Annotated in this window: 25 protein-coding genes and 1 pseudogene; 20 read left to right on the top strand and 6 right to left on the bottom strand. The window is 61.5% G+C overall.

Features of this window, described 5'->3' with window-relative positions:
• The first annotated feature begins 111 nt into the window (after positions 1 to 111).
• Together U367_RS0109170 and U367_RS0109165 are read left to right on the top strand one after the other, a co-directional pair.
• Complete coding sequence (locus tag U367_RS0109170; RefSeq protein ID WP_028616684.1) at positions 112 to 654, top strand: sigma-70 family RNA polymerase sigma factor; 543 nt, start codon at positions 112 to 114, stop codon at positions 652 to 654.
• Complete coding sequence (locus U367_RS0109165; RefSeq protein ID WP_028616683.1) at positions 651 to 1,583, top strand: FecR family protein; 933 nt, start codon at positions 651 to 653, stop codon at positions 1,581 to 1,583. Before U367_RS0109170 ends, U367_RS0109165 begins: the two co-directional genes overlap by 4 nt.
• Here the strand turns inward: U367_RS0109165 and U367_RS0109160 are convergent.
• Positions 1,580 to 3,397 carry a sigma-54-dependent Fis family transcriptional regulator gene (locus U367_RS0109160; RefSeq protein WP_028616682.1) on the bottom strand — a complete coding sequence of 606 codons (1,818 nt, stop codon included), beginning with the start codon at positions 3,395 to 3,397 and terminating at the stop codon, positions 1,580 to 1,582. The two genes, U367_RS0109165 and U367_RS0109160, sit on opposite strands and share 4 nt — an antisense overlap.
• A gap of 246 nt (positions 3,398 to 3,643) precedes the next feature.
• Here U367_RS0109160 and U367_RS0109155 point away from each other — a divergent pair, with 246 nt between their 5' ends.
• From U367_RS0109155 to U367_RS0109130, 6 genes are read left to right on the top strand one after another with little or no spacing between them, the layout of a single operon-like run.
• A complete protein-coding gene (locus U367_RS0109155) occupies positions 3,644 to 4,738 on the top strand; it encodes an ABC transporter ATP-binding protein (RefSeq protein WP_028616681.1) in 1,095 nt (364 codons plus the stop codon).
• The gene (locus tag U367_RS0109150) at positions 4,738 to 5,835 is read left to right on the top strand and encodes an ABC transporter ATP-binding protein (protein WP_028616680.1); all 1,098 of its coding nucleotides are present in this window, start codon (positions 4,738 to 4,740) and stop codon (positions 5,833 to 5,835) included. Before U367_RS0109155 ends, U367_RS0109150 begins: the two co-directional genes overlap by 1 nt.
• A complete protein-coding gene (locus U367_RS0109145) occupies positions 5,832 to 6,698 on the top strand; it encodes a carbohydrate ABC transporter permease (RefSeq protein ID WP_010209674.1) in 867 nt (288 codons plus the stop codon). Before U367_RS0109150 ends, U367_RS0109145 begins: the two co-directional genes overlap by 4 nt.
• Positions 6,699 to 6,708: 10 nt before the next feature.
• Positions 6,709 to 7,509, top strand: a complete 801-nt coding sequence (locus U367_RS0109140) for a carbohydrate ABC transporter permease (RefSeq protein WP_003232361.1) — start codon at positions 6,709 to 6,711, stop codon at positions 7,507 to 7,509.
• Positions 7,510 to 7,519: 10 nt separating this feature from the next.
• Positions 7,520 to 7,792: a DUF2160 domain-containing protein gene (locus tag U367_RS0109135; RefSeq protein ID WP_016977309.1), complete on the top strand. Its 273-nt coding sequence runs from the start codon at positions 7,520 to 7,522 to the stop codon at positions 7,790 to 7,792.
• 32 nt (positions 7,793 to 7,824) lie between these two features.
• Positions 7,825 to 9,567, top strand: coding sequence for an ABC transporter substrate-binding protein (locus U367_RS0109130; RefSeq protein WP_028616679.1), 1,743 nt, complete (start codon positions 7,825 to 7,827; stop codon positions 9,565 to 9,567).
• Between the two features lie 119 nt (positions 9,568 to 9,686).
• Here U367_RS0109130 and U367_RS0109125 read toward each other — a convergent pair whose 3' ends face one another.
• The gene (locus U367_RS0109125; protein WP_028616678.1) at positions 9,687 to 10,115 is read right to left on the bottom strand and encodes a hypothetical protein; all 429 of its coding nucleotides are present in this window, start codon (positions 10,113 to 10,115) and stop codon (positions 9,687 to 9,689) included.
• Positions 10,116 to 10,279: 164 nt separating this feature from the next.
• On the opposite strand from U367_RS0109125, the gene U367_RS0109120 reads away from it, so the two are divergent.
• Positions 10,280 to 11,281 carry an ABC transporter substrate-binding protein gene (locus U367_RS0109120; protein WP_028616677.1) on the top strand — a complete coding sequence of 334 codons (1,002 nt, stop codon included), beginning with the start codon at positions 10,280 to 10,282 and terminating at the stop codon, positions 11,279 to 11,281.
• A gap of 120 nt (positions 11,282 to 11,401) precedes the next feature.
• On the opposite strand, the gene U367_RS0109115 is transcribed toward U367_RS0109120, so the two are convergent.
• Positions 11,402 to 12,298, bottom strand: a complete 897-nt coding sequence (locus U367_RS0109115) for a LysR substrate-binding domain-containing protein (RefSeq protein ID WP_028616676.1) — start codon at positions 12,296 to 12,298, stop codon at positions 11,402 to 11,404.
• 172 nt (positions 12,299 to 12,470) lie between these two features.
• Here U367_RS0109115 and U367_RS0109110 point away from each other — a divergent pair, with 172 nt between their 5' ends.
• The 7 genes from U367_RS0109110 (at position 12,471) to U367_RS0109080 (ending at position 19,153) form a co-directional block, all read left to right on the top strand.
• Positions 12,471 to 13,418 carry a branched-chain amino acid ABC transporter permease gene (locus U367_RS0109110; protein WP_028616675.1) on the top strand — a complete coding sequence of 316 codons (948 nt, stop codon included), beginning with the start codon at positions 12,471 to 12,473 and terminating at the stop codon, positions 13,416 to 13,418.
• A complete protein-coding gene (locus U367_RS0109105) occupies positions 13,415 to 14,500 on the top strand; it encodes an ABC transporter permease subunit (RefSeq protein ID WP_028616674.1) in 1,086 nt (361 codons plus the stop codon). The genes U367_RS0109110 and U367_RS0109105 overlap by 4 nt, the downstream gene beginning before the upstream one ends.
• Positions 14,497 to 15,270 (top strand): ABC transporter ATP-binding protein, encoded by a 774-nt coding sequence (locus tag U367_RS0109100; protein ID WP_028616673.1) that lies wholly within the window; start codon positions 14,497 to 14,499, stop codon positions 15,268 to 15,270. Before U367_RS0109105 ends, U367_RS0109100 begins: the two co-directional genes overlap by 4 nt.
• Complete coding sequence (locus tag U367_RS0109095) at positions 15,263 to 15,979, top strand: ABC transporter ATP-binding protein (RefSeq protein ID WP_028616672.1); 717 nt, start codon at positions 15,263 to 15,265, stop codon at positions 15,977 to 15,979. Before U367_RS0109100 ends, U367_RS0109095 begins: the two co-directional genes overlap by 8 nt.
• Positions 15,980 to 16,042: 63 nt before the next feature.
• Positions 16,043 to 17,182, top strand: coding sequence for a branched-chain amino acid ABC transporter substrate-binding protein (locus U367_RS0109090; protein ID WP_028616671.1), 1,140 nt, complete (start codon positions 16,043 to 16,045; stop codon positions 17,180 to 17,182).
• Positions 17,183 to 17,442: 260 nt separating this feature from the next.
• Complete coding sequence (locus U367_RS0109085; protein ID WP_028616670.1) at positions 17,443 to 17,925, top strand: L-2-amino-thiazoline-4-carboxylic acid hydrolase; 483 nt, start codon at positions 17,443 to 17,445, stop codon at positions 17,923 to 17,925.
• Entirely contained in the window at positions 17,918 to 19,153 is a 1,236-nt protein-coding gene (locus U367_RS0109080) for a Zn-dependent hydrolase (RefSeq protein ID WP_028616669.1), read from the top strand. Before U367_RS0109085 ends, U367_RS0109080 begins: the two co-directional genes overlap by 8 nt.
• On the opposite strand, the gene U367_RS0109075 is transcribed toward U367_RS0109080, so the two are convergent.
• Entirely contained in the window at positions 19,150 to 19,938 is a 789-nt protein-coding gene (locus U367_RS0109075) for an AraC family transcriptional regulator (RefSeq protein WP_028616668.1), read from the bottom strand. The genes U367_RS0109080 and U367_RS0109075 overlap by 4 nt on opposite strands.
• An 86-nt stretch (positions 19,939 to 20,024) precedes the next feature.
• Between U367_RS0109075 and U367_RS0109070 the strand changes: the two genes are divergently transcribed.
• The 4 genes from U367_RS0109070 to aqpZ all read left to right on the top strand — a co-directional run bounded on the left by U367_RS0109070 (position 20,025) and on the right by aqpZ (position 23,580).
• Positions 20,025 to 21,023: a bile acid:sodium symporter family protein gene (locus U367_RS0109070; RefSeq protein WP_028616667.1), complete on the top strand. Its 999-nt coding sequence runs from the start codon at positions 20,025 to 20,027 to the stop codon at positions 21,021 to 21,023.
• A gap of 86 nt (positions 21,024 to 21,109) precedes the next feature.
• Positions 21,110 to 21,469, top strand: a complete 360-nt coding sequence (locus U367_RS0109065) for a hypothetical protein (RefSeq protein ID WP_028616666.1) — start codon at positions 21,110 to 21,112, stop codon at positions 21,467 to 21,469.
• Between the two features lie 122 nt (positions 21,470 to 21,591).
• Complete coding sequence (locus U367_RS0109060; protein WP_028616665.1) at positions 21,592 to 22,776, top strand: sugar transporter; 1,185 nt, start codon at positions 21,592 to 21,594, stop codon at positions 22,774 to 22,776.
• A 102-nt stretch (positions 22,777 to 22,878) separates the two neighbouring features.
• On the top strand, positions 22,879 to 23,580 hold the full coding sequence (gene aqpZ / locus U367_RS0109055) for an aquaporin Z (protein ID WP_028616664.1): 702 nt from the start codon (positions 22,879 to 22,881) through the stop codon (positions 23,578 to 23,580).
• A 72-nt stretch (positions 23,581 to 23,652) separates the two neighbouring features.
• On the opposite strand, the pseudogene U367_RS1000000131310 reads toward aqpZ, so the two are convergent.
• Both U367_RS1000000131310 and U367_RS0109040 read right to left on the bottom strand, forming a co-directional pair.
• A pseudogene (locus U367_RS1000000131310) lies at positions 23,653 to 23,989 on the bottom strand (NAD(P)/FAD-dependent oxidoreductase); the annotation flags it as partial.
• A 138-nt stretch (positions 23,990 to 24,127) separates the two neighbouring features.
• The gene (locus U367_RS0109040; RefSeq protein ID WP_028616663.1) at positions 24,128 to 25,072 is read right to left on the bottom strand and encodes an aliphatic sulfonate ABC transporter substrate-binding protein; all 945 of its coding nucleotides are present in this window, start codon (positions 25,070 to 25,072) and stop codon (positions 24,128 to 24,130) included.
• Positions 25,073 to 25,152: the final 80 nt, after the last annotated feature.

Here is a 25,152-nt window from a genome sequence, read left to right as displayed (position 1 = left end):
GGGCTCCCACAGTGGGCAACATCCGACATAGGAGCGGCACTTGCTCCTACACCGTTTTACTGGCATTGTTTGCGCAATTGGCAACTATTCCCATTTGAGATCTTTTTGCGCATGCATGACATTCCGGCCGCGCTGGGCGACTCCGTCCGGCAGCAGACCCTTACGGCGATGTACAGCGAGCACCACGGTTGGTTGCATGGCTGGCTGCGCAAGAAGCTCGGGTGTTCCCAACATGCTGCCGACCTTGCCCATGACGCCTTCATTCGCGTCTTGATGCTGGCCGAACCCCAACAGATCAAAGAGCCGCGTGCATTCCTCGCCACCACGGCAGGGCGGTTGCTGATCGATGGCGCCCGTCGTCGTCGCATCGAAAAAGCCTACATGGAAGCCCTGGTGATCCAGAGCGAAGACGCAGGCATGCCCGACCCGGCCGCTATTCATGTGGCGCTGCAAGCCCTGGAACGCATTGCTGAGATGCTTGCCGGATTGCCGGCCAAGGCCCGCGAAGCGTTCCTCTTGAGTCGTCTCGATGGGCTGACCTACAGCGAAATCGCCACACGTCTGGACGTGTCACCCAGCACGGTCAAAAACTACATCTCCAGTGCCCTGGTGCACTGCTACCACAGCCTGCACCCGGCAGACCCGCTGGCATGAGTTCCGAACAGATCATCCAGCAAGCGGCGCAGTGGCTTACCCGCCTGCACGACGAAGGCGTCACCGAAGCCGACCGCCAGGCGTTCAACACCTGGCGGTCGGCCGACCCGCGTCATGCCGTGGCCATCGAACGCATGGGCGCGTTATGGGGCAGCCTCGATACGCTGCCGGCCAAACCCGCACGCATTGCCCTGAACCGCGCATTCACTCCACGACGCCCGCGGGGTGCGCAGGTGGTGGGCTTGCTTGGCGTAGTCTTGTGCGGCTGGTTGGGCCTGCAACACCTGCCGGTCTGGATGGCCGACCAGCGCACCGGCGTTGGCGAGCGCCGGCAGATCGCCCTTGAAGACGGCAGCCAGTTGCAGCTCAACAGCAATTCCGCGGTGGACGTGAAGTTCGACGGCCATCAACGGGTCATCGAACTGCTGCAGGGCGAGCTCTGGGTGGAGGTGGCCAAGGATGCGCAAAGGCCGTTCGTGGTGCGTACCGACCAAGGGACGGCCACGGCATTGGGCACGCGTTATCTGGTCAAGCGTGCGGCGGATGGCGCCACGGTGGTCACGGTGATCGAGTCCACCGTCGCGGTCAAAGGCGACACCCGCGACGGGGTCAAGGTCACGGCCGGCCAGCGTACGGTCCTCGACCATGGCCGTGCCCAACCGCCGCAAGCCATCGGCAACAGCGACCCGGACGCCTGGACCCGTGGCCTGCTCAAGGTCAATGACCAACCCTTGAGCGAGGTGCTGCAAACCCTCGCCAGCTACCGCCACGGCATGCTGCGCTTCGATCCCCAGGCCTTGCAGAACCTGCGGGTGTCCGGCGTGTTCAAGCTGGACGACACGGCGGCGGCGCTCTCGTCACTGGCTGACAACTTGCCGATCCAGGTGGAGTACTTCACCGACCTGCTGGTGGTGGTCAAGCCGCGCTAGCGTTCGTGCTGGCGCAGACGTTTGTACAGGGTATTGCGGCTCACCCCCAGCTCCCGCGCCAGGTGGGAGATGTTGCCGCCGGCCGCCTTCAAGCGCTGGTTCAGGTCAATGCTGTCATCCAGGTATTCACTGGCGGGCAGCGGCGGCTCCACCTTCAAGTCGACAAAGAAATCATCCGGCAGATGCTCTGCGCGGATCGGTTGTTCTTCGGCCATGGCCAGCGCCACCTGCAACACGCTGCTCACCTGACGCAGATTCCCCGGCCACGGATGCTGCTCGAATAGCGCCAGCACTTCGGCGCTGAGGCCCGCCCATTGAGTCGGCTCGCGGTGCTGCTGCCACAGTTGCTGGAACAGCGCCTGCTTGTCGGTCCGTTCGCGCAACGGCGGCAGTTCCAGGGTCAGGCCGCCGATGCGGTAGTACAAGTCTTCACGGAAACGTCCGGCCTGTACCAGCTCACGCAACGCGCGGTTAGTGGCCGAGATGATGCGCAAGTCCACCGGGAACAATTCGCTGCTGCCCACCGGCTGCACACAGCGTTCCTGCAACACCCGCAGCAAACGGGCCTGGGTCGGCAGGGGCATATCACCGATCTCATCGAGAAACAGCGTGCCTTTGTCGGCCTTGCGGATCAGGCCGATGCTGCCTTTCTGATTGGCGCCGGTAAAGGCGCCTTTTTCGTAGCCGAACAGTTCCGATTCCACCAGTTCGGCGGGAATCGCCGCACAGTTCACCGCGATAAACGCCTTCTGGCTGCGCGAACTGGCCTGGTGCAGAGCTTTGACGAACACTTCCTTGCCCACGCCGGTCTCGCCGTGGATCAGCAGCGGAATGTCCTTCTCCAGTAAGCGTTCGGCCTGACGCACGGCTTTTTCCACGCGCACATCGCCAAAGTGCAGGGTCTTGAGACCGATCGACGCAGGCTTCGGCGGCGTTGGCTCGGTGAACACGCGTGCCTGCACGGGTACCTGCTTGGGGCGTCTCAACAAACATTGGAAACGGTTGCGTCCCGCGGCTTGCAGGGAGAAGGGCAGCCCTTCCGGCTGGTTCAACAACTCCAGCAATGACACCTTGAACAAACTGTCGATCATCACCCGCGACAAGCTGATACCCAGCAGGTTGTCGGCACGCCGGTTGGCCGACAACACCTGGCCGCTCTCATCAAAAATCAACAAGCCCGCCCATTGACTGTCGAGGTTGCTCAGGCCGGTGTTGAAGGTCAGTTGGAAGTGCTCGCCGCGAAACAGATTGAGGATCAGCCGGTTTTCCACGGTCTGGCTCATCATCTTGACCATGCCCAGGGTGTGGGAGGGCGGCAGGTAGCTGTCGCTGGACACATCCAGCACTGCGATGATTTCGCGCTGGGCATCGAAGATCGGCGCCGCCGAGCCGGTCATGAAGCGGTTAGCCTTGAGGAAGTGTTCATCGTGTTCGATATGCACCGCCTGGGCACACGCCAGCGCGGTGCCGATGGCATTGGTGCCGCTGGAGCGCTCCATCCAACTGGCGCCAGGGTTGAAGCCACGCGCCAGCTTGGGCTCGATAAAACGCTGGGTGCCCCAACTGGTCAGCACCTGGCCCTGGTTGTCGGCCAACATGATCAGGCAATTGGAATTGCTGAGGATGTTTTCGTAGTAGGGCAGCACTTCCTGATGGGTGGTCTGCACCAGCGAATGCTGGCTTTCCAGCAATTGACTGATGCCCTCGGCGGGGAGTTGGTCGAAGCTGGGCGTGCTCTGGTGATCCAGGCCGAAGGCGCGGCAACGGCGCCAGGATTCCTGGATAAGGGTGTCGTGAGCCAGTGGTTCGGCCATGGGCGACCTTCTGCTTTTTATTGTTTTTATGGGGGCCCGCAGGCGCGGGGGCCTAACTAGTGTTGTTCAGTGCTGTTCATTGTCAAGGGCCTGAGTGTTCAGTTGTTCAGCCTGTGATGTTCATTTCTGTTCACACCTGAACACCCCGTTTAGCCCATTTCCTTGCACATCAAGCACTTGCCGTTTTGGCACGAAACTCGCTCTGACACCTCGCCAGATTCATTCCAATAATAAAAAGGTCGTGTCATGTCATTGACCCTGGAAAATGTCTCCCGCGTTGTCGAAGGCCAAACCTGGATCGACGACGCCACCCTGCGATTCGAAGCCGGTTCCTTCAACGTCCTGCTCGGCCGCACCTTGTCCGGCAAGACCAGCCTGATGCGCCTGATGGCCGGCCTGGACAAGCCAAACAGCGGCCGCATCCTGATGAACGGCGTGGATGTCACGCAAAAACCGGTGCGCCTGCGCAACGTGTCGATGGTGTACCAGCAGTTCATCAACTACCCGACCATGACCGTGTTCGAGAACATTGCCTCGCCGTTGCGCCAGGCCGGTGTGTCCAACGAGGTGATCCAGGGCAAGGTGCTAGAAACTGCGAAAATGCTGCGTATCGAAAAATTCCTCCAGCGCCACCCGTTGGAACTCTCCGGCGGCCAGCAGCAACGCACGGCCATGGCCCGCGCGCTGGTCAAGGACGCCGAGCTGATCCTGTTCGACGAGCCGCTGGTAAACCTGGACTACAAACTGCGCGAAGAGCTGCGTCAGGAAATGCGCGAGCTGTTCGCCGCGCGCCATACCATTGCCATCTATGCCACCACCGAGCCCAATGAAGCCCTTGCCCTCGGCGGCACCACCACCATCCTGCATGAAGGCCGGGTGATCCAGAGCGGCAAGGCCGCCGAGGTGTATCACCAGCCGCAGACGGTGCTGGCCGCCGAGCTGTTTTCCGAGCCGCCGATCAACCTGATGCCAGGTCGCATCAGTGGCAACGAAGTGAGCTTCGCCAATTTCGTGCACTTCCCGCTCAACGTCGACCTGCGTCCCATCGGCGAAGGCGAGTTCCGTTTCGGCGTACGCCCCAGCCATATCAGCCTGGTGCCGAGCAACGATGACGACCTGGAGCTGGCGGTCACCGTGGAAGTCGCGGAGATCAGCGGTTCGGAAACCTTCCTGCACGTACGCAGCGAGCATTTCCTGCTGGTACTGCACCTGCCGGGCGTGCACGAGTACGACGTCGACGCGCCGATCCGTGTGTACATCCCCACCCATAAACTGTTTGTGTTCGATGGTCAGGGCCGTTTGGTCCAGGCCCCCGGGCGCCGTGTCGCGAGGGTTGCCTGATGGCCGAGATCCATTTGCAGAACCTGGCGCACAGCTACAGCCCTACGCCAAGTGGTCCTGAGGACTACGCCATCCGGGAAATGAACCATGTGTGGGAGCAGGGTGGAGCCTACGCGTTGCTTGGGCCGTCGGGCTGCGGCAAGTCGACCTTGCTCAATATTATCTCCGGCCTGCTCAGCCCGTCCGAAGGCCAGGTGTTGTTCGACACCAAAGTCGTGAACGACCTCACCCCGGAAAAACGCAACATCGCCCAGGTGTTCCAGTTCCCGGTGGTGTACGACACCATGACGGTGTTCGACAACCTGGCGTTCCCGCTGCGTAACCAGGGCATGGCCGAGGCGAAAATTCACAGCAAAGTGCAGGAAATTGCCGAAGTCCTCGACCTGCAAAACCTGCTGAGCAAAAAGGCCCGCAACCTCACCGCCGACGAAAAACAGAAAGTCTCCATGGGCCGTGGCCTGGTGCGTGATGACGTGTCGGCGATCCTCTTTGATGAACCGCTGACGGTGATCGACCCGCACCTCAAGTGGAAACTGCGGCGCAAGCTCAAACAGATCCACGAGCAGTTCAACATCACCATGGTCTACGTCACCCACGACCAGTTGGAGGCCTCGACCTTCGCCGACAAAATCGCGGTGATGTACGGCGGGCAAATCGTGCAATTCGGCACGCCGCGTGACCTGTTCGAACGGCCTAGCCACACTTTTGTCGGCTATTTCATCGGCAGTCCTGGGATGAATCTGATCGAGGTGCAGGCGGAGGCGGGCGGGGTGCGCTTTGCCGGCACCCATCTGCCGTTGTCCGAAGCGCTGCAGCAACGCATTGCCAGCACCGACTACCAGAAACTGCAGGTCGGCATCCGCCCGGAATTCATCCACGTGTGGGACGAGCACAATCCCGACGCCCTGCAGGCCGAGGTCACACACCTGGAAGACCTTGGCACCTACAAAATCATCACCCTCAACCTGGATGGCGCGTTGCTCAAGGTGCGCCTGGCCGAAGACAAACCGGTGCCCGAAGGCAAGGCCTCCATCAGCTTTCCCGCGCAGTGGCTGATGGTGTACGCCGACGATTACCTGCTGGAGGTGCAGCCATGAACAAGGTGCAGAACAACAAGGCCTGGTGGCTGGTGTTGCCAGTGTTCCTGCTGGTGGCGTTCAGCGCGGTGATCCCGATGATGACCGTGGTCAACTACTCGGTGCAGGACATCTTTGACCAGTCCAGCCGCTACTTCGTCGGCGCCGACTGGTACAAGCAGGTGCTGCTTGACCCGCGTCTGCACGACTCGCTGCTGCGCCAGTTCATCTACTCGGCCTGCGTGCTGCTGATCGAAATTCCGCTGGGCATCGCCATCGCCCTGACCATGCCGACCAAGGGCCGCTGGTCGTCGCTGGTGCTGATCATTCTCGCGATTCCGCTGCTGATCCCTTGGAACGTGGTGGGTACGATCTGGCAGATTTTTGGTCGCGCCGATATCGGTTTGCTGGGTTACAGCCTCAACGCCTTGGGCATCAGCTACAACTACGCGGCCAACACCATGGACGCCTGGGTCACGGTGCTGGTAATGGATGTATGGCACTGGACGTCGCTGGTGGCGCTGCTCTGCTACTCCGGGCTACGCGCGATTCCGGACGTGTACTACCAGGCTGCGCGGATTGATCGGGCATCGCCTTGGGCGGTGTTCCGACATATCCAGTTGCCCAAGATGAAAAGCGTGCTGCTGATCGCGGTGATGCTGCGCTTCATGGACAGCTTCATGATCTATACCGAACCGTTCGTCCTCACTGGCGGCGGGCCGGGTAACGCCACCACGTTCCTGAGTCAGACGCTGACCCAGATGGCCGTAGGCCAATTCGACCTGGGCCCGGCGGCGGCTTTCTCGCTGGTGTATTTCCTGATCATCCTGTTGGTGTCCTGGCTGTTCTACACCGCCATGACCCACTCCGACGCCAACCGCTGAGGCCGCCAACATGAGCAAGCGCAAGCTTATTCCGCTGCTGATCTACATCCTGTTCCTGCTGGTGCCGATCTACTGGCTACTGAACATGTCCTTCAAGAGCAACACCGAAATCCTCGGCGGGCTGACGCTGTTTCCGCAGGATTTCACCTTGGCCAACTACAAGGTGATCTTTACCGACCCGAGCTGGTACACCGGCTACCTCAACTCGCTGTACTACGTAAGCCTGAACACGGTGATCTCCCTGAGCGTGGCGCTGCCGGCGGCCTATGCGTTTTCGCGCTACCGTTTCCTGGGTGACAAGCACCTGTTCTTCTGGCTGCTGACCAACCGCATGGCGCCGCCGGCGGTGTTTCTGCTGCCGTTCTTCCAGCTGTATTCGTCGATTGGTCTGTTTGACACCCATATCGCCGTAGCCCTGGCCCACTGCCTGTTCAACGTGCCGTTGGCGGTGTGGATCCTCGAAGGCTTCATGTCCGGGGTGCCCAAGGAAATCGACGAAACCGCCTACATCGACGGCTACTCGTTTCCCAAGTTCTTCGTGAAGATCTTCATCCCGTTGATTGGCTCCGGCATCGGGGTGACCGCGTTTTTCTGCTTCATGTTTTCCTGGGTCGAACTGCTGCTGGCGCGCACCCTGACCTCGGTCAACGCCAAGCCCATCGCGGCAGTAATGACGCGCACAGTCTCGGCGTCGGGTATCGATTGGGGCGTGCTGGCGGCGGCGGGGGTGTTGACTATCCTTCCCGGCATGCTGGTGATCTGGTTTGTTCGCAACCACGTGGCCAAGGGCTTTGCCCTGGGCCGGGTCTGAGGAGTCGATGATGGAATGGATGGCCTGGACCACCCCCACCGCGCTGTTCTTTGGTGCCATAGCCCTGATCCTCGCGGGCATGACCACCTGGGAATTGCGTTCGCCGAGCATTCCTCGGCGCGGTTTGTTACCGATCAGCACCACCCGTGGTGATCGTTTGTTTATCGGTCTTCTCGGCAGTGCCTACCTGCATTTACTGGTCATTGGCGCTACCGACTGGAGCATCTGGGTGGCGTCCGCGCTCTCCCTGGTATGGCTGTTGAGTGTGATGCGTTGGGGCTGATGCCCTTGTGAATAAACAACCTGGAGGTCTCTATGTTGAATAAGAACAATAAGCTGCGACATAGCATTTCATTGGCCGCCGTACTGGCCCTCAGCGGTTTGAGCGCTTCGGCTTGGGCCGATGCGTACGAAGATGCCGCGAAAAAATGGATCGGCAGCGAATTCAAACCGTCCACCCTCACCGCTGAACAGCAGCTTGAGGAACTCAAGTGGTTTATCAAGGCGTCGGAACCGTTCCGTGGGATGAAGATCAACGTGGTGTCGGAAACCCTCACCACCCACGAGTACGAGTCCAAGGTGCTGGCCAAGGCCTTCAGCGAAATCACGGGGATCAAGCTGACCCACGACCTGCTGCAGGAAGGCGACGTGGTGGAGAAGCTGCAAACCCAGATGCAGTCCGACAAGAACATCTATGACGGCTGGGTCAATGACTCGGACCTGATCGGTACGCACTTTCGCTACGGCAAGACCGAATCCATCACCGACCTGATGGCCAACGAAGGCAAGGACTTCACCTCGCCGACCCTGGATATCAAGGACTTTATCGGTATCTCCTTTACCACCGCGCCGGACGGCAAGATCTACCAGCTACCCGACCAGCAGTTCGCCAACCTGTACTGGTTCCGCGCCGATTGGTTTGAGCGCGCGGACCTGAAAGCCAAGTTCAAGGAAAAGTACGGTTATGAACTCGGCGTGCCGGTGAACTGGTCGGCGTATGAAGACATCGCCAAGTTCTTTAGCGAAGACGTCAAGGAAATCGACGGCAAGCGCGTGTACGGGCACATGGACTACGGCAAGAAAGACCCGTCCCTGGGCTGGCGCTTCACCGATGCCTGGTTCTCCATGGCCGGTGGTGGCGACAAGGGCCTGCCGAACGGCTTGCCGGTGGACGAGTGGGGCATTCGCGTGGAGGACTGCCACCCGGTCGGCTCCAGCGTCACCCGTGGCGGCGACACCAACGGCCCTGCCGCCGTGTACGCCACCCAGAAATACGTGGACTGGATGAAAGCCTACGCGCCACCGGAGGCGGCGGGCATGACCTTCTCCGAATCCGGCCCGGTGCCGTCCCAAGGCAACATCGCCCAGCAGATTTTCTGGTACACCGCGTTTACCGCCGACATGGTCAAACCGGGTTTGCCGGTGGTGAATGCCGACGGCACGCCGAAGTGGCGCATGGCGCCGTCGCCGGTAGGACCGTACTGGGAAAAGGGCATGAAGAAGGGCTATCAGGACGTAGGTTCCTGGACCTTCCTCAAGTCGACGCCTGAGAAGCAGAAACTCGCGGCCTGGCTCTACGCGCAGTTCGTGACCTCGAAAACCGTCTCGCTGAAGAAGACCATCGTCGGCCTGACGCCGATCCGTGAGTCCGACATCAACTCCCAGGCCATGACCGACATGGCGCCGAAACTGGGTGGCCTGGTGGAGTTCTATCGCAGCCCGGCCCGTACCGAATGGTCGCCGACCGGCACCAACGTGCCCGACTATCCACGCCTGGCACAACTGTGGTGGAGCAACATCGCGGCGGCCGCCAGCGGCGAGAAAACCCCGCAGCAGGCGCTGGACAACCTGGCCAAGGAGCAGGACGCGATCATGACGCGCCTGGAACGCTCCAAGGTGCAACCGGTGTGCGGCCCGAAAATGAACCCAGAGCGTGACGCGCAATACTGGTTCGACCAGCCGGGCGCGCCGAAACCGAAACTGGCCAACGAGAAGCCGAAAGGCGAGACCGTGGCTTATGGCGACTTGCTCAAACAGTGGGAGGCGGCGCGCAAGTAAACGCGTTGAGTGGAGCAAAACGGCACTCACGTGCCGTTTTGTTTTTCCATCACGGAAAGCATGCAAATTTCAAAACAATACAAATCAAATGTGGGAGCTGGCTTGCGGTGATTTTAAGATCACGCCGCCTGCGGCTGAACCTGCAACACGCCCTCTACGTCCTTGACCAACCCACTGGCCAAAAACAGCGGTGCCAGGCGTTTGTGCAGTTGCGGCTCGACAAACTCCTTCACCGTGTCCAGCGCCAGTACACCGCTCAATGGCAACTCCGCCTTGGTGTACGACAACCAGGCTTTCTTCAACGCTTGCAACACATCGCTGCCCGCCGTGGTGGCGAAGCGGCGGTGGGTGGGTTTGCCGTCGAAGGTGAAGGTGTGCTGGAACTCGTAGCCGGTTTCATCACCTTGGCTGGCGGTGCAGCGGATGCAGCTGCACGGGCCGTCGCCGAAGGCGCTGCGCAGGTAGGCGTTGAAGTCCACCACGGGTTTGAGTGACAGGCGCTTATCCACCTCGAACAGGTCCCCGGTCATTTTTTCGTCAGTGTTCAACGTCCATTTCCTCGCAGTGTGCGGCAGGTTTTCAAAGCGCGGCACAATACCAGCCGAGCGCCTGTTTGTGGGTTATTTGCATAACAATAGATCCCGATATTCTTTTCCAGTCTTAAAAATCGCCGCTAGGCTCCATCACCTTATTAAAAACGCGGCAGACTCCTATGACTTTCAAGCGTTCTTCCCTGACCCTGCTGGCTGCTGCGACAGCCTTGATCAGTATCGGCGCCCACGCCGAAGGCAAGATCAGCATCGCCCAGCAATTCGGCATCGGCTACCTGATCCTCGATGTGGTGCGTGACCAGAACCTGATCGAAAAGCACGGCAAGGAACAGGGCCTGGACATCAAGGTGGAGTGGAACAGCATTTCCGGTGCCACCGCGATGAATGAGTCGCTGTTGGCCGGTGCCTTGGATGTGGTCTCGGCCGGGGTGCCGCCGATGCTCACCCTGTGGGACCGCACGCAGGGCAAGCAGAACGTCAAGGCCATCGCCTCCCTCGGCTCGATGCCCAACTACCTGTTGACCAACAACCCCAACGTGAAAACCCTCAAGGACTTCACCGAGAAAGACCGCATCGCCGTGCCCGCCGCTGGCGTGGGCTTCCAGTCGCGCACCCTGCAGATCGAAACCGCCAAGCAGTTCGGCGACGCCAACTACAAGAAGTTCGACGACATCTCCATCAGCCTGGCCCACCCTGATGCGACTGCCGCGCTGATTGCCGGTGGTTCGGAGATCAATGCGCATTTTTCCAGTCCGCCGTTCCAGTACCAGGAACTGTTGAATCCCAACGTGCACAAGGTGCTCAGTTCCTATGACATCCTGGGTGGTCAGGCGACGTTCAACGTGCTCTACACCACGCAGAAATTCCACGACGAAAACCCCAAGACCTATAAGGCGTTCTATGACGCGCTGGCCGAGGCCGAAAAGATCATCAAGGCCGACAAACCGGCTGCGGCCAAGGCCTATATTCGCGTAGAACAGTCGAAATTGCCGTTGGACCTGGTAGAGAAGATTGTCCAGGACCCGGAAATCGATTTCACCATCGTGCCGCAGCGTACCTACATCTACGCCGAAAAATTGCAGGAACTCGGCGTGCTGAAAAACAAGGCCGCCAGTTGGAAGGACTACTTCTTTGAAGAAGCCCATGGCGGCAATGGCAGCTGAAATCGCTTTCTGTAGGAGCGAGCTTGCTCGCGAAGGTCGTTAACGATAACGCAGCGCATCGGGTTTGACGCGGCGCTCTTGGGTTCTTCGCGAGCAAGCTCGCTCCTACAGTAGGTTGGGTTAAACGGCGATCAGACTGCGCTTGATCCAGTCATACAAGTCATTTCCCTCGCTCGACAATTCACTGTTGGCCCGCCGGCACAGGTAGTACTGGCGGCCATCATTGACCTCCAGTTCAAACAACTTCACCAGCTCGCCACTGGCCACCAGTGGTGCCACCAGCGGCTCGCGCAGCAAGGCGCAGCCGAGGCCGGTGAGGGTGGCGGTGAGCGCCAGTTGGCCGTCTTCCAGCAACAACCCATTCAGTGCCGTGGTGTCGACGTCGGCCGCTTCGAACCACTGGCCCCAAGTGCCACGCTCTTCGTCGTGCAGCAGTGGCAGTTGGCTCAGCGCCTCGGGTGAGTCGATAGGGCCGTGCTGCGCCAGGAAATCGCGGCTGCAATAAGGCGTCACCGCGCCGGAGATCAGCGGCTCACTGTAATAACCCGGCCAATGCCCGGTGCCGAAGCGGATCGACAGGTCGGCTGCATCGCTGGGGTAACTGCGGTGGTTGGCGTAGGTCACGTTGATGTCCAGCGCCGGGTGGTCCTTCAGAAAATCCGCCAGGCGCGGGATGAATAGGTTGATGCCAAACAGCGGGATCAGGCTGATGGTCACCTGGCGCGTGGCGCTTTTTTCGCGCACGTGCTCGGTGGCGCTGCGCAGTACGGCGAAGGCCGAACGAATCGCGCGGTAATACTCACGGCCTTCATCGGTAAGCACCAGGTTACGGCCCTGGCGCAAGGTCAGCGGCTGTTGCAGGAAATCTTCCAGCAAGTGCAATTGATGGCTGATGGCCGAGGCGGACACGTCCAGCTCGCGCGCGGCGGCATTCACTCCGCCATGGCGCGCGAAAGCTTCGAACGTGCGCACGGCACGCAGGGGAGGGTCGTTGGCTAACTGTTCTGATTTATTCATGTATTGAATTAAATACTAACTTTTAACCTGAATAAAGAGCCATAAATGCCGTATATCTGGCATAAATAGCCTGTTATTCGTTTGATATATGCATATGACTTTCTGATATTTGATAAAAACAGAATAGATGCTTAGTGTGCCGCCCTTGCACGCACTGAGGTTTCTGGTCCTGATGGATGGGTTTATCCAACAACTGCTCAACGGTCTGATGACGGGCAGTCTCTACGCGCTGGTGGCCCTGGGTTACACCATGGTCTATGGCATTTTGCGCATCATCAACTTTGCCCACGGCGATGTGCTGATGATCGGCGCGTTGGTGGGGTTGTCGGTGATCCGCCTGGTGCAGGCCGCTTGGCCTGCGCTGCCGCCGGTGCTGGTGCTGCTCTGTGCAACCTTGGTTGCCATGGCGGTTTGCGCGGTACTCGCGGTGGTGATCGAACGCGTCGCCTATCGTCGCCTGCGTCATGCCCCGCGCCTGGCGCCCCTGATCAGCGGGATTGGCGTGTCGCTGCTGCTGCAAACCATCGCCATGCTGGTGTGGACCCGCAACCCGCAGATGTTCCCGCAACTGCTGTCGCTGGCGCCGATTGAAGTGTTGGCCGGTGCCTCGGCGCACCCAGCGATTACCAACGTCACGGCGCTGACTACTATCGCTATCGCGCTCTCGGTGATGGTCGCGCTGCTGGTGCTGGTGGAGCGCACGCGCTTCGGCCGGGCCATGCGTGCGGTGGCGGAGAATCCCCAGGTCGCCAGTTTGATGGGCATCAGCCCCAATCGGATTATCGTCATCACCTTTGCCATCGGCGGCGCCCTGGCAGCACTCGCCGGGATCATGATGGCCAGCAACTACGGCAGCGCGCATTTCTACATGGGCTTCCTGCCCGGCATCAAAGCCTTCACCGCAGCGGTGCTGGGCGGCATCGGCAACCTCAAGGGCGCCATGCTTGGTGGCCTGCTGCTGGGGCTGATCGAAGCCCTAGGCACGGGTTACCTGGGCGCGGCCACGAATGGCGTGTTCGGCAGTAATTACCAGGATGTGTTCGCCTTTATCGTGTTAATCGCGGTGCTGGTGTTCCGTCCTTCGGGGTTGTTGGGCGAACGTTTGGCGACCCGCGCATGATCAAGTCTCTGTCTCCCAACAAGCGTGCGAGTCTCGGCCTGCTGCTGTTCGCCGTGGCCCTGGTATTGGCGCCTTGGATCGTCGGGCATGCCGGCGGCAACACCTGGGTGCGCACCCTGGACTTTGCCCTGCTGTACATCATGCTCGCCCTTGGCCTGAATATCGTGGTCGGTTACGCCGGGCTGCTGGACATGGGCTTCATCGCGTTTTACGCGGTGGGTGCCTATCTGGCAGCGTTGCTCTCGTCACCCCATCTGCTGCAACAGTTCCCGGCATTGGCCGCGCTGTTGCCGGCAGGGATGCACACCTCGATCTGGCTGATCCTGCCGTTGGGCGCGCTGCTTGCTGCCGGTTGCGGCGTAGTGCTGGGTGCACCGACCCTGCGCCTGCGCGGCGATTACCTGGCCATCGTCACCCTGGGCTTTGGCGAAATCATCCGCATCCTGCTGCGCAACCTCGATCGCCCGGTAAATATCACCAACGGGCCCAAAGGCATTGCCCAGGTCGATCCGGTCAGCCTCCTGGGCGTGAACCTCGGTCGCACCCAGGAACTATTCGGTCTGCGCCTGCCGTCGGTCTATCTCTACTACTACCTGTTCACCGCGCTGGTGGTGCTGATCCTGTTTGCCTGCATCCGCCTGGAGCGCTCGCGCATCGGCCGCGCCTGGGTGGCGATCCGTGAAGACGAAGAAGCGGCGCAGGCCATGGGCGTGAACACCGTGCGTCTCAAGCTGTTGGCGTTTGCCATTGGTGCCGCGTTCGGCGGGGTGAGCGGGGCGCTGTTCGCTTCGTTCCAGGGCTTTGTTTCGCCGGAGTCCTTCACCCTCAACGAGTCCATCGCCGTGTTGGCCATGGTGGTGCTGGGTGGCATGGGCCATATCCCTGGTGTGATCCTCGGCTGCGTGCTGTTGGCGGCCTTGCCCGAAGCCTTGCGCGCCAGCATGGGCCCGCTGCAGCAGGCGCTGTTCGGCCAGGTGCTGGTGGACCCGGAAATCATCCGCCAGTTGTTTTACGGCCTGGCGCTGATTCTGGCGATGCTCTATCGACCGGCCGGGCTGTGGCCCAAAGGAGTGGCACGATGAACGCACCGCTGTTGCAGATAGACCACGTCAACAAGCACTTCGGCGGCGTCGCGGCGCTGACCGATGTGAGCCTGAGCATCCAGCCCGGTGAGATTTATGGGTTGATCGGCCCGAACGGCGCGGGCAAGACCACGTTCTTTAATGTGATGACCGGCTTGTATACCCCGGATTCCGGGCGTTTCCAGTTAGATGGCCGCGACTACCAGCCCACCAGCGTGCATCAGGTGGCCGAGGCGGGCATTGCCCGCACGTTCCAGAACATCCGCCTGTTCAATGCGATGAGCGCCCTGGAAAACGTTATGGTCGGGCGCCATGTGCGCACCCGCAACGGCCTGTGGGCGGCCTTGAGCCGCCACCGCCGCGCGCAGGAAGAAGAGGCGCAAACCCGCGCCCATGCCCATCGTTTGTTGGCGTATGTAGGCCTGGCCGGCTTTGCCAATTACCGCGCCGACAGCCTCAGTTACGGCCATCAACGCCGCCTGGAAATCGCCCGCGCCTTGGCCACCGAGCCACGCCTGTTGGCCCTGGATGAACCGGCGGCCGGAATGAACGCCAGCGAGAAAGTGCAACTGCGCGGCCTGCTGGAAAAGATCCGCGATGACGGCCACACGCTGTTGCTGATCGAACACGACGTCAAGCTGGTGATGGGCGTATGCGACCGCATCAGCGTGCTCGACTACGGCCAGGTCATCGCCGTCGGCCCACCAGCCGAAGTGCGTCAGCATCCGGCGGTGATCCAGGCCTATCTGGGAGCCAGCGCGCATGTCTGAAGCCTTGTTGAACGTCGAGGGCTTGCAGGTGCGCTACGGCGCCATTGAGGCCGTCAAATCCCTGGACCTGCATATCGCTGAAGGCGAGCGTGTCACGCTGATCGGCGCCAATGGCGCGGGCAAGTCCTCCAGCCTCAAGGCCTTGACTGGTTTGCTCCCAGCGGCCAAGGGTGAGATCCGTTTTGCCGGGCGATCGATTCTCGGCCAGGCGCCGGAAAAACTGCTGCGCCAGGGCATCGCCATGGTCCCGGAAGGCCGCGGGATTTTCGCGCGCATGAGCGTGCTGGAAAACCTGCAGGCTGGCGCCTTTCTGCGTCGCGATAACGAGCAAGTGCAGCGCGAAATGCGCCAGTTGTTCGAACACTTCCCGCGCCTGGAAGAACGCCTGCATCAGTCCGCCGGCCTGTTGTCTGGTGGCGAGCAACAGATGCTCGCCCTGGCCCGTGCGCTGTTGTCACGCCCGCGCTTGTTGATCCTGGATGAGCCGTCCATGGGCCTGGCGCCGATCATGGTCGAGAAGATCTTCCAGGTGATCGACGACGTCTGTCGCCAGGGCATGACCCTGTTGCTGGTGGAACAGAACGCACGGCTGGCGCTGCAAGTCACCGACCGTGCCTACGTGATGGACACCGGGCGCATCACCTTGACCGGCCCCTCCCAGGCTTTGCTTGAACACCCCGAGGTGCGCAGTGCCTACCTCGGTGAATAAAACCATGACGCTACCGGACGCCCGGCGTGTTCCGACCCGCCCGACACTTAGCAGGAATAACCCATGAACACTTTGAAAAAAACCGCATTGATCGGCCTGGCCCTGAGCAGCCTGGCCAGCGCCGTGGCCCAGGCCGACCAGACTGTGTTGATAGGCCTCGCCGGTCCGCTCACCGGCCCCTCGGCACGGATCGGCAAGGACCTGGAAAACGGCGCGCAACTGGCCATCGACCAGGCCAACGCCAAGCACCCGAAAATCAACGGTGAAGCCGTGACCTTCAAGCTAGTGTCCGAAGACGACCAGTCCGACCCACGCACCGCCGTCACCGTGGCCCAGCGCCTGGTGGATGAAGGCGTGGTGGGCGTGGTCGGCCACTGGAACACCGGCACCAGCATCCCGGCGGCACGGGTTTACCACGACGCGGGCATCGCCCAGGTCGCACCGGTGGCTACCGGTCACGCTTACACCCAGCAAGGGTTCGACACCAGTTTCCGAATCATGGGCCATGACGACGATGGCGGTCAGGTAGCAGGCGACTATGCCTTGAAAACCCTGAAAGCCCAGCGTATCGCCGTGATCGACGACCGCACCGCGTTCGGCCAGGGCCTGGCGGACCAGTTCGTCAAATCCATCGAAGCCGGAGGCGCCAAGGTGGTGTCCCGCGAATACGTGGATGACAAGACCATCGACTTCAGCGCCGTGCTGACCAATATCCGCAGCCAGAACCCGGACCTGATCTTCTTCGGCGGCGTCGATGCCCAGGCCGCGCCGTTGGCCCGTCGCATCAAGCAGTTGGGGATCAAGGCGCCATTGATGGGCGCCGGGGGTTTCGTCAGCCAGACCTTCCTGCAATTGGCGCAGAACGAAGGCGAGGGCGTAATCGCCCTGGAGCCGGGCCTGGCGATTGCGCAGATGCCGGGCGGCAAGGCATTCGAGCAGGCTTACAAGGAACGCTACAAAACCAACATCGAGCTGCACGCGCCGTTCGCCTACGACGGTGTGGGGGTGTTGGTGGCAGCGATCGAAAAGGCCGATTCGGTGGACCCGCAGAAATACCTGCCGGTGCTGCGCGCCATTAGCTATGAGGGCGTGACCGGCACCATCGCCTTTGACGGCGAAGGCAACTTGAAGAAACCGTCGTTCACCGTTTACCAGGTCAAGGCCAATCAATGGCAGCCGGTGAGCGTGGCAGGCGGTCAATAACCGCTGATCTGGGGTGAGCATACTTTAGTGTGGTGAGGAGGATTAGAGTGGTGAGCGGGCTTGCCCCGCGCTGGGCTGCGAAGCGGCCCCAAACCAGGCGCTGAGGAGTTGTCTGACACACCGCGGCGTTCCCAATGGGGCTGCTACGCAGCCCAGCGCGGGGCAAGCCCGCTCACCACAACAAGCCCGTTCACCAGAGAGAGCCCCCCTTTGAGCTTGGGGGGAATTAATAGGTTTTGTGGAGCTGATGGAGGCACACAATGAGCAAACTGGAAGGTGAACTGGGCATCCTCGCCCGGCGGCGCATCGAGGCCGAAATCATCAAGCCGATCTACGAGATCCTCAAGCGCGAACAGGGCAAGGACTTTGCCGCTACGGTGATCGGTGAAGCCGTGGGCAATGCCGCGATCCAGGCCGGCAAGCATTTTGCTTCGCTGGAAGAGCAGGGCGCTGACCTCAAGAGCTTCGTCGAGCTGCAAGTGCTGTGGGAAAAGGATGACGCGCTCAAGGTCGAGATCATCGCCAGTGACGCCGAGCACTACGACTACGACGTCAAGCGCTGCCGCTACGCCGAGATGTACCACGAGATGGGCCTGGGCGAGATCGGCCATCTGCTGTCGTGCAACCGTGACGAGCTGTTTATCGTCGGCTACAACCCGGACATCAAGTTGACCCGCACCCAGACCATCATGGGCGGCGATCACCGTTGTGACTTCCGCTATCGGGCCAAACCTCATGAGTAAGCTGGCGCGTGTGAACGGCGAACGCCTGTGGGCTTCGCTGATGGAAATGGCGCAGATCGGCGCCACCGAAAAAGGCGGCGTCTCACGCCTGGCGCTGACCGACGAAGACCGCCGTGGCCGCGACCTGTTCGTGCAGTGGTGCGAGGCGGCCGGTTGCAGCATTCGCGTGGACGCCATGGGCAATATCTTCGCCCGTCGTGCGGGGCGCTTCGATGATTTGGCCCCGGTGATGACCGGCTCCCACGGCGACTCCCAGCCCTTTGGCGGCAAGTACGATGGCATCTACGGCGTACTTGCGGGGGTGGAAGTGCTGCGCACCCTGAACGACCTGTGCATTGAAACCGACCGGCCCATCGAAGTGGTCAACTGGACCAACGAAGAAGGTTCACGTTTTGCGCCGGCGATGATTTCGTCGGGCGTCTATGCGGGGGTGTTTGACCTGGAATACGGGCTGTCCCGGGAAGACAAAGCCGGCGTGACCATTGGCCAGGCGCTGCAGCAAATCGGCTACGCTGGCACCGAGCCGGTGGGTGGCCAAGCGATCCACGCCGCATTCGAACTGCATATTGAACAAGGCCCGATTCTGGAGGCACAGGGCATTACCATCGGCGTGGTCACTGGCGCCCAGGGCCAGCGCTGGTACGAAGTGGAACTGAGCGGCCGCAGCGCCCACGCCGGCACTACGCCCATGGATCATCGCCTGGATGCCTTGCTCGGTTTTGCCCGTGTGGTCGAGGCCGTCAACGGGCTGGGCCTGGAGCAGGGCGCCGAAGGGCGGGCCACGGTGGGCATGGCGAATATCTTCCCTAACTCGCGCAACGTGGTGCCGGGGCGGGTGTTCTTCAGTGTGGAGTTCCGTCACCCGGACGAAGCGGTGCTGGCGCGCCAGGACCAGCAGTTGCGCGATGCCGTGGCGCAGATTGCCGACGGGATTGGCTTGCAGCACAGCGTGAAGCAGATTTTCCAGTACGCGCCGATTGCCTTTGACGCGGGCTGTGTCGAGGTCGTGCGGGCGTCGGCTGAGGCATTGGGCTACAGCCATCGGGCGATGATTTCCGGTGCTGGGCACGATGCCTGCTACCTGAACCAGGTGGCGCCGACGGCGATGATTTTTGTGCCCTGCGTGGATGGGTTGAGCCATAACGAGGCGGAAGAAATTTCTCAGGAATGGTCGACGGCGGGGGCGGATGTGTTGCTCCAGGCGATGCTGGCGAAGGCCTCTGCCTAGCGAAAGAACTCACCCGGCGTCGCCTCGAACTGCTGGCGAAACGCATTGATAAACGCCGAGGTGGATTCGTATCCACACCCCAGCGCCACATCCGTCACCCGCTCGCCTTGCTCCAGGGCGGGCAGGGCGGTCAGTAACCGCAAACGCTGACGCCACGCCCGAAAGGTCAGCCCGGTGTCGCTCAGGAACAAGCGGCTGAGGGTCTTCTCGCTCACCCCCAGCTTCTGGCTCCACTGGCCCAAGGTCGTCTGCTGCTCCGGGTGTGAGTTGAGGCTGCGATAGATCTGGCGCAAACGCGGGTCCAGTGGCAGCGGCAGCATCAAGTCGACTTGCGGCGCCGCCGCCAGTTGGTCCAGCACCACCTGGGCCAAACGCCCATCCGGTCCATCCTCAGCATATTCCACCGGCAATTCGCTGAAGCTGCGGATCAACTCCCGTAACAAACTGCTCACCTCCAGCACATGACAGCGCTCATCCGCCCAGGTGGTGACGCTGCAATCCAGGTACAAACTGCGCATTTCCGTGTGGGGCGAGCTGAACACGCGGTGCGGCATGCCGGCCGGAATCCACACTGCCCGCTGAGGCGGCGCGACGAAGCGGCCGACGCTGGTCTGGATCTCCAGAACCCCGGAAATTGCGTAGGACAATTGCACCCACGGGTGGCTGTGGCGACGGGTCAGCGCACGATTGGGCAAGGATTCGGTGCGTCCGTACACCGGCCGTGGCAGGCTGAAAAGCCCGGGCACACTGCGGCGGACGGTCTTGTCATGTCCTTTTGGCGGCATTTACTGGCTCATTGGCGTTAGTCGGTAACAAGCCGTTACGTTAGAGTCGCGACGACGCTCTTGGCAACCCCCGGAAGATCCTGCTTATGACTCGCCCCCGATTTCTGCCCGACAACTTCACCCTGACGCTGATCGCCACGGTGATCCTCGCTTCCCTGCTGCCCGCCAGCGGCCAGACCGCCGTGGCCTTCGGCTGGGTCACCAACCTGGCGATCGCGCTGCTGTTCTTCCTGCACGGCGCCAAGCTGTCGCGTCAGGCGATTGTTGCCGGTGCCGGCCACTGGCGCCTGCATCTGTTGGTGTTCAGCCTGACCTTCGTTCTGTTCCCGCTGCTGGGCCTGGCCCTCAAGCCGGTGCTGTCACCGTTGATCGGCAAAGACCTGTACATGGGCATGCTGTACCTCTGCGCCTTGCCGGCCACGGTGCAATCGGCGATTGCCTTCACGTCCCTGGCGCGGGGCAATATCCCGGCGGCGATTTGCAGTGCGGCGGCGTCCAGTCTGTTCGGGATCTTTCTCACGCCGTTGTTGGTGACGCTGTTGCTCAACGTGCACGGCGAGGGCGGCTCTACCGTCGACGCAATCCTGAAGATCAGCGTGCAATTGCTGTTGCCATTCATCGCCGGGCAGATCGCCCGGCGTTGGATCGGTGAGTGGGTCGGCCGCAATAAATCCTGGTTGAAGTTTGTCGACCAGGGCTCGATCCTGCTGGTGGTATACGGCGCGTTCAGCGAAGCGGTCAACGAGGGCATCTGGCACCAGATCCCGCTGTGGGAACTGGGCGGTCTTGTAGTGGCGTGCTGCGTGCTGCTCGCCTTGGTGCTGGTGGCTTCGACCGTGTTGGGCAAAGCCTTCGGCTTCAACCAGGAAGACCGCATCACCATTCTGTTCTGCGGTTCGAAAAAGAGCCTGGCAACCGGCGTGCCGATGGCCCAGGTGTTATTTGCCGGAGCCTCCATGGGGGTGCTGATCCTGCCGCTGATGCTGTTCCACCAGATCCAGTTGATGGTCTGCGCGGGGCTGGCGCAGCGTTATGCCAAGCGGCCGGAAAGCATTCCGGAACTGATGGGCCAGGTGGATCCATGATCCCTGTCACAACCTTCGGCGAATAGGCTCAAGTAAACGCCGGCCCAGGCGACTACCTTCTTAACTACCCAAGAAGGAGCGTCGACATGAACGTTAAGCGTTTGTCACTGGTTACCGGCGTTCTTGCGGTATGGGCGGGGGCTAGCCTGGCAGGGCCCTCAGGCGTCATTCAGTTTCACGGCAGTATCGTCGAGCCCGGCTGTCATGCAGCTGCACCAAGCGGGTCGACGCTGGAACTCAAGGGCTGCCCGCAGGCCTTGCGTGGCAGCCAGTTCGCGGTGCAGCCCGTGCGCACGGTGACGGCGCTGGGCACTGCGCAGGCAGACGTCAAGTTGGTCGCCCAAAGCAGTGATGGGCGCTATTACGACCAGCGGTATGTGCTGGTGGACGCCCTCGGCAAGCCCATTCAATCGGGGGCCTACGTGGTCACCATGACCGCGCCGTGACGTCCTGAGGTGGTTTTGAGCCGGATCGGCGTCAACAGCCGCGCCAGAAACCTATAGAATGCTCGGCGGCGGCGCTTGTCCTGGGTGGCCGTCTGATCATCGTCCGAGTACCGCGCCCTTCAATGAGCATTTCAGCCGCAACGCCCCAAGCCAACTGGCAACCGGTCATCGCCCTCGCGTTGGCCGCCTTTGTGTTCAATACCACCGAATTCGTGCCCGTCGGGCTGCTCAGCGCCATCGGCGCCAGCTTCGACATGCCCGTGTCCAGCGTCGGGCTGATGCTCACCATCTACGCCTGGATCGTGTCCCTGACCTCGCTGCCGGTGATGCTGCTGACCCGCAACGTCGAACGGCGCAAGCTGCTGATCGTGCTGTTCTGCATGTTTATCGCCAGCCACATCCTTTCCAGCGTCGCTAACAGCTTCGGCCTGCTGATGCTCAGTCGCATTGGTATTGCCTTGTCCCACGCCTTGTTCTGGTCGATCACCGCGTCCCTTGCTGTACGCCTGGCGCCGGAAGGCAAGCAGGTGCAAGCCCTCGGCCTGCTGGCTACCGGTACTTCTCTGGCGATGGTCCTGGGCATTCCACTGGGCCGCCTGCTGGGCGAAGCCATGGGCTGGCGCACCACGTTCCTGGTGATCGGCGCGTTCGCCGCCGCCCTGGTGTTCTGGCTGGCGCGCACCTTGCCGCTGCTGCCGAGCCAGAACTCCGGCTCCTTGCGCAGCCTGCCGCTGCTGTTCAAGCGCCCGGCGCTGGTGGCGTTGTACGTGCTCACGGCCATGACCGTGACCGCGCAGTTCACCGCCTACAGCTACATCGAGCCTTTCGTCGAAGGCGTGGCCGGCATGAGCGGCAGCGCGGTGACCCTGATCCTGCTGGTGTTCGGCGGCGCGGGCATCATCGGCTCGCTGTTGTTCAGCCTGGTGCACCGCTTCAATCCGCACCTGTTCGTAGTCGGCGCGGTATTCATCCTCGCCGCGTGCCTGGCGCTGCTGCTGCCGTTAAGTGGCGCAGAATCCTACCTGGTGATGCTGAGCGTGTTTTGGGGTATGGCGATCATGGGCTTCGGCCTGGCGATGCAATCCAAGGTGCTGGTGTTGGCGCCGGATGCGACCGACGTGGCCATGGCGATGTTTTCCGGCATCTACAACATCGGCATCGGCGGCGGCGCCCTGATGGGCAGTTGGGTGGGTAGCCAGTTTGGCTTTGCCTGGATCGGCGCGGCGGGCGGTTTGCTGGCGGCGCTGGCGTTGATTGGCTACTGCCTGGCGATCCGCCGGTTTGGGCAGGGTGTCGTAACCCGATAAAACAGGACAAGTCTTACACAGCAATTTGATACCCATTGCTACCGTCGCCCAAGACCGCCCACGGCCTGTGGTGACGGCACTTGAACAGCAATGGAGTCGATTGTGCAAAAGCGTTTGACCGCCGAGTTTATCGGTACTTTCTGGTTGACCTTCGGCGGCTGTGGCAGCGCCATCCTGGCGGCGGCTTTCCCGGAACTGGGCATTGGGTTTGTCGGCGTTTCGCTGGCGTTCGGGCTCACGGTGCTGACCATGGCCTATGCGGTAGGCAGTATTTCGGGTGGGCATTTCAACCCGGCGGTGACCCTGGGTTTATGGGCGGGGCGTCGTGTGGCGGGGAGTGATGTACTGCCGTATATCGCGGCGCAGGTGGCTGGAGCGCTTGGCGCTTCGGCAGCGTTGTACCTGATTGCCAGCGGGCAGCCGGATTTCGCAGTGGGAGGTTTTGCCGCCAATGGTTATGGCCCACTAAGCCCTGGCCTCTTTGATATGAAGGCCGCGTTGCTCGCGGAATTCATCGCCACGTTCTTTTTCTTGTTCATCATCATGCGCGTGACCGCACCAGGCGCGGTGCCTGGCTTTGCGCCGATTGCGATTGGGCTGGCCCTGACCTTGATTCACCTTGTGTTGATTCCGGTGACCAATACCTCGGTGAACCCTGCACGCAGCACCGGGCCTGCGTTGTTTGCCGGGGGCGAGTACCTGGCGCAGCTCTGGCTGTTCTGGCTGGCGCCGATGGTAGGCGGAGTGATGGGGGCCTTGGCGGCGTATTCGTTGGGTGAGTGCGCAAAAAAAACACCCGCCTAACAATTATCGGCGGGCGCTCGGGAATGACCGGATCAGCACGGAGTGAGCTGGCCGGTGTAGGGCGTATGGGGATCAGGCCACCGGAATCAACGGGTCTGCCGCCGCCAGCGCCACCGCACGATCAGCGGCCGATGGCTAGATCCACACGGTGTTGATCTGGTGCTTGAGGTCCTTGGCTTCCTGGCCGACCAGTTTCAGCTGGCGGTCCCAGCCTTCGGTGAACACGGCGCCCCAGGCGCCAAGATCGAGTTGCCCAGGGTGTCGGTGGCGGCGTAGGCCACGTCACCGGCGGCGAACAGTCGGCCTAGCCCTTGACCTTGAGGGTGCCGTCCACATGCAGGCGGCCCTGGGGATCGCGGGTGCCGCTGACCTGCTCGGTGAGCGGGTTGGCCCAGAACACGGTCTGGGCACCGGTCAGGGCAAGCAGGCCCATTTGCAGGGTGCGCGGTTGAACGAGTGGAGCGATGGCGGTCATGAAAGACGGTTTCCTGGGGCGAGTACAGGGACGCCCTTTGTACCACTTAACCGGGTTCGCCCGCTCAGTCCGTCAAGGCTTCCAGGTCTGCACATCCTTGGCATCCACGGCCTTGGGCAGTAGGCCTGCCTTGAAGAACGCATCGGCGATTTTCTGCTGCTCGCCCAGTTGGTCGAGCGTCACCGGCTGCACCTGGTAACTGCGGTGTGCATTGGCGGCTTCAACGGTGGCCGTATCCAGGTTGCCCCACAGCGGGCCGAGGATCCTGGCCGCGTCCTGCGGGTTGGTTTTCACCCACTGGCCGGCCTTTTCCAGCTGTTCATACACCACCTTCAACACCTCAGGATGCGCCTTGGCGTAAGGCGTGCCCGTCAGGTAGTAGCGCTTGTAACTGGCCAGCCCTGCGCCGTCGGCCAGGGTGCGCGTGGGCAGTTGACGTTGCACGCTTGTGAGGAAGGGTTCCCAGGTAACCCAGGCGTCGACCTTGTTGTTCTCGAACGCCGCGCGACCATCGGCGGGTGTCAGATAAGCCGGTGTGATATCCGAAAATTCCAGGCCCGCCTTGGCCAGCGCGGCGATCAGCAAATAGTGGGTGCCCGCCGCCTTGGTCACGGCGATTTTCTTGCCCTTGAGGTCCGCCAGTTGTTGGATCGGTGAGTCCTTGCGCACCACGATGGCCTGGGCTGAAGGCGAGGGTGCTTCCTGGGCGAAGTAAGTGAGCTTGGCCTGGGCGGCCTGGGCGAAGATCGGCACGGTATCGGCCACGTCGGCGCTGATGTCGACGTTGCCCACGTTGAGCGCTTCGAGCAGCGGCAGGCCGCTGGGAAACTCATGCCAGCTCACGTCGATGTGGTCGGCCTTGAGGGCTTTTTCCAGGGTGCCTTGGGTTTTCAGCAGGGTGATCAGGGTCGAGGACTTCTGGTAACCGATGCGCACGGTTTCCTGGGCTTCGGCGCTCGCCGCGACGGAAAAGGCCAGCAACCCGAGTACTGCGGCGAGGGGGCGACGTATGGACATGGCGAGCTCGATCTTGAACGGAGTAGCGTCGAGCTTAAAGTTCTAAAAACTATTCGTTAAATACTCTTTCGGTCTTAGCT

The sequence above is a fragment of the Pseudomonas canadensis genome (assembly GCF_000503215.1).
Classification (GTDB): Bacteria; Pseudomonadota; Gammaproteobacteria; order Pseudomonadales; family Pseudomonadaceae; genus Aquipseudomonas; species Aquipseudomonas canadensis.
This window is presented reverse-complemented; position numbering and strand designations above follow the sequence as displayed.

Excerpts from the sequence above, each read along its gene's own strand:
- U367_RS0109040 (WP_028616663.1), bottom strand. The coding sequence starts at position 25,072 with ATGTCCATACGTCGCCCCCTCGCCGCAGTACTCGGGTTGCTGGCCTTT.
- U367_RS0109070 (WP_028616667.1), top strand. The coding sequence starts at position 20,025 with ATGACTCGCCCCCGATTTCTGCCCGACAACTTCACCCTGACGCTGATC.
- U367_RS0109085 (WP_028616670.1), top strand. The coding sequence starts at position 17,443 with ATGAGCAAACTGGAAGGTGAACTGGGCATCCTCGCCCGGCGGCGCATC.
- U367_RS0109090 (WP_028616671.1), top strand. The coding sequence starts at position 16,043 with ATGAACACTTTGAAAAAAACCGCATTGATCGGCCTGGCCCTGAGCAGC.
- U367_RS0109080 (WP_028616669.1), top strand. The coding sequence starts at position 17,918 with ATGAGTAAGCTGGCGCGTGTGAACGGCGAACGCCTGTGGGCTTCGCTG.
- U367_RS0109075 (WP_028616668.1), bottom strand. The coding sequence starts at position 19,938 with ATGCCGCCAAAAGGACATGACAAGACCGTCCGCCGCAGTGTGCCCGGG.
- U367_RS0109115 (WP_028616676.1), bottom strand. The coding sequence starts at position 12,298 with ATGAATAAATCAGAACAGTTAGCCAACGACCCTCCCCTGCGTGCCGTG.
- U367_RS0109105 (WP_028616674.1), top strand. The coding sequence starts at position 13,415 with ATGATCAAGTCTCTGTCTCCCAACAAGCGTGCGAGTCTCGGCCTGCTG.
- U367_RS0109140 (WP_003232361.1), top strand. The coding sequence starts at position 6,709 with ATGAGCAAGCGCAAGCTTATTCCGCTGCTGATCTACATCCTGTTCCTG.
- U367_RS0109060 (WP_028616665.1), top strand. The coding sequence starts at position 21,592 with ATGAGCATTTCAGCCGCAACGCCCCAAGCCAACTGGCAACCGGTCATC.
- U367_RS0109165 (WP_028616683.1), top strand. The coding sequence starts at position 651 with ATGAGTTCCGAACAGATCATCCAGCAAGCGGCGCAGTGGCTTACCCGC.
- U367_RS0109155 (WP_028616681.1), top strand. The coding sequence starts at position 3,644 with ATGTCATTGACCCTGGAAAATGTCTCCCGCGTTGTCGAAGGCCAAACC.
- U367_RS0109145 (WP_010209674.1), top strand. The coding sequence starts at position 5,832 with ATGAACAAGGTGCAGAACAACAAGGCCTGGTGGCTGGTGTTGCCAGTG.
- U367_RS0109170 (WP_028616684.1), top strand. The coding sequence starts at position 112 with ATGCATGACATTCCGGCCGCGCTGGGCGACTCCGTCCGGCAGCAGACC.
- U367_RS0109160 (WP_028616682.1), bottom strand. The coding sequence starts at position 3,397 with ATGGCCGAACCACTGGCTCACGACACCCTTATCCAGGAATCCTGGCGC.
- U367_RS0109130 (WP_028616679.1), top strand. The coding sequence starts at position 7,825 with ATGTTGAATAAGAACAATAAGCTGCGACATAGCATTTCATTGGCCGCC.
- U367_RS0109120 (WP_028616677.1), top strand. The coding sequence starts at position 10,280 with ATGACTTTCAAGCGTTCTTCCCTGACCCTGCTGGCTGCTGCGACAGCC.
- U367_RS0109150 (WP_028616680.1), top strand. The coding sequence starts at position 4,738 with ATGGCCGAGATCCATTTGCAGAACCTGGCGCACAGCTACAGCCCTACG.
- U367_RS0109095 (WP_028616672.1), top strand. The coding sequence starts at position 15,263 with ATGTCTGAAGCCTTGTTGAACGTCGAGGGCTTGCAGGTGCGCTACGGC.
- U367_RS0109135 (WP_016977309.1), top strand. The coding sequence starts at position 7,520 with ATGGAATGGATGGCCTGGACCACCCCCACCGCGCTGTTCTTTGGTGCC.
- U367_RS0109065 (WP_028616666.1), top strand. The coding sequence starts at position 21,110 with ATGAACGTTAAGCGTTTGTCACTGGTTACCGGCGTTCTTGCGGTATGG.
- U367_RS0109110 (WP_028616675.1), top strand. The coding sequence starts at position 12,471 with ATGGATGGGTTTATCCAACAACTGCTCAACGGTCTGATGACGGGCAGT.
- U367_RS0109100 (WP_028616673.1), top strand. The coding sequence starts at position 14,497 with ATGAACGCACCGCTGTTGCAGATAGACCACGTCAACAAGCACTTCGGC.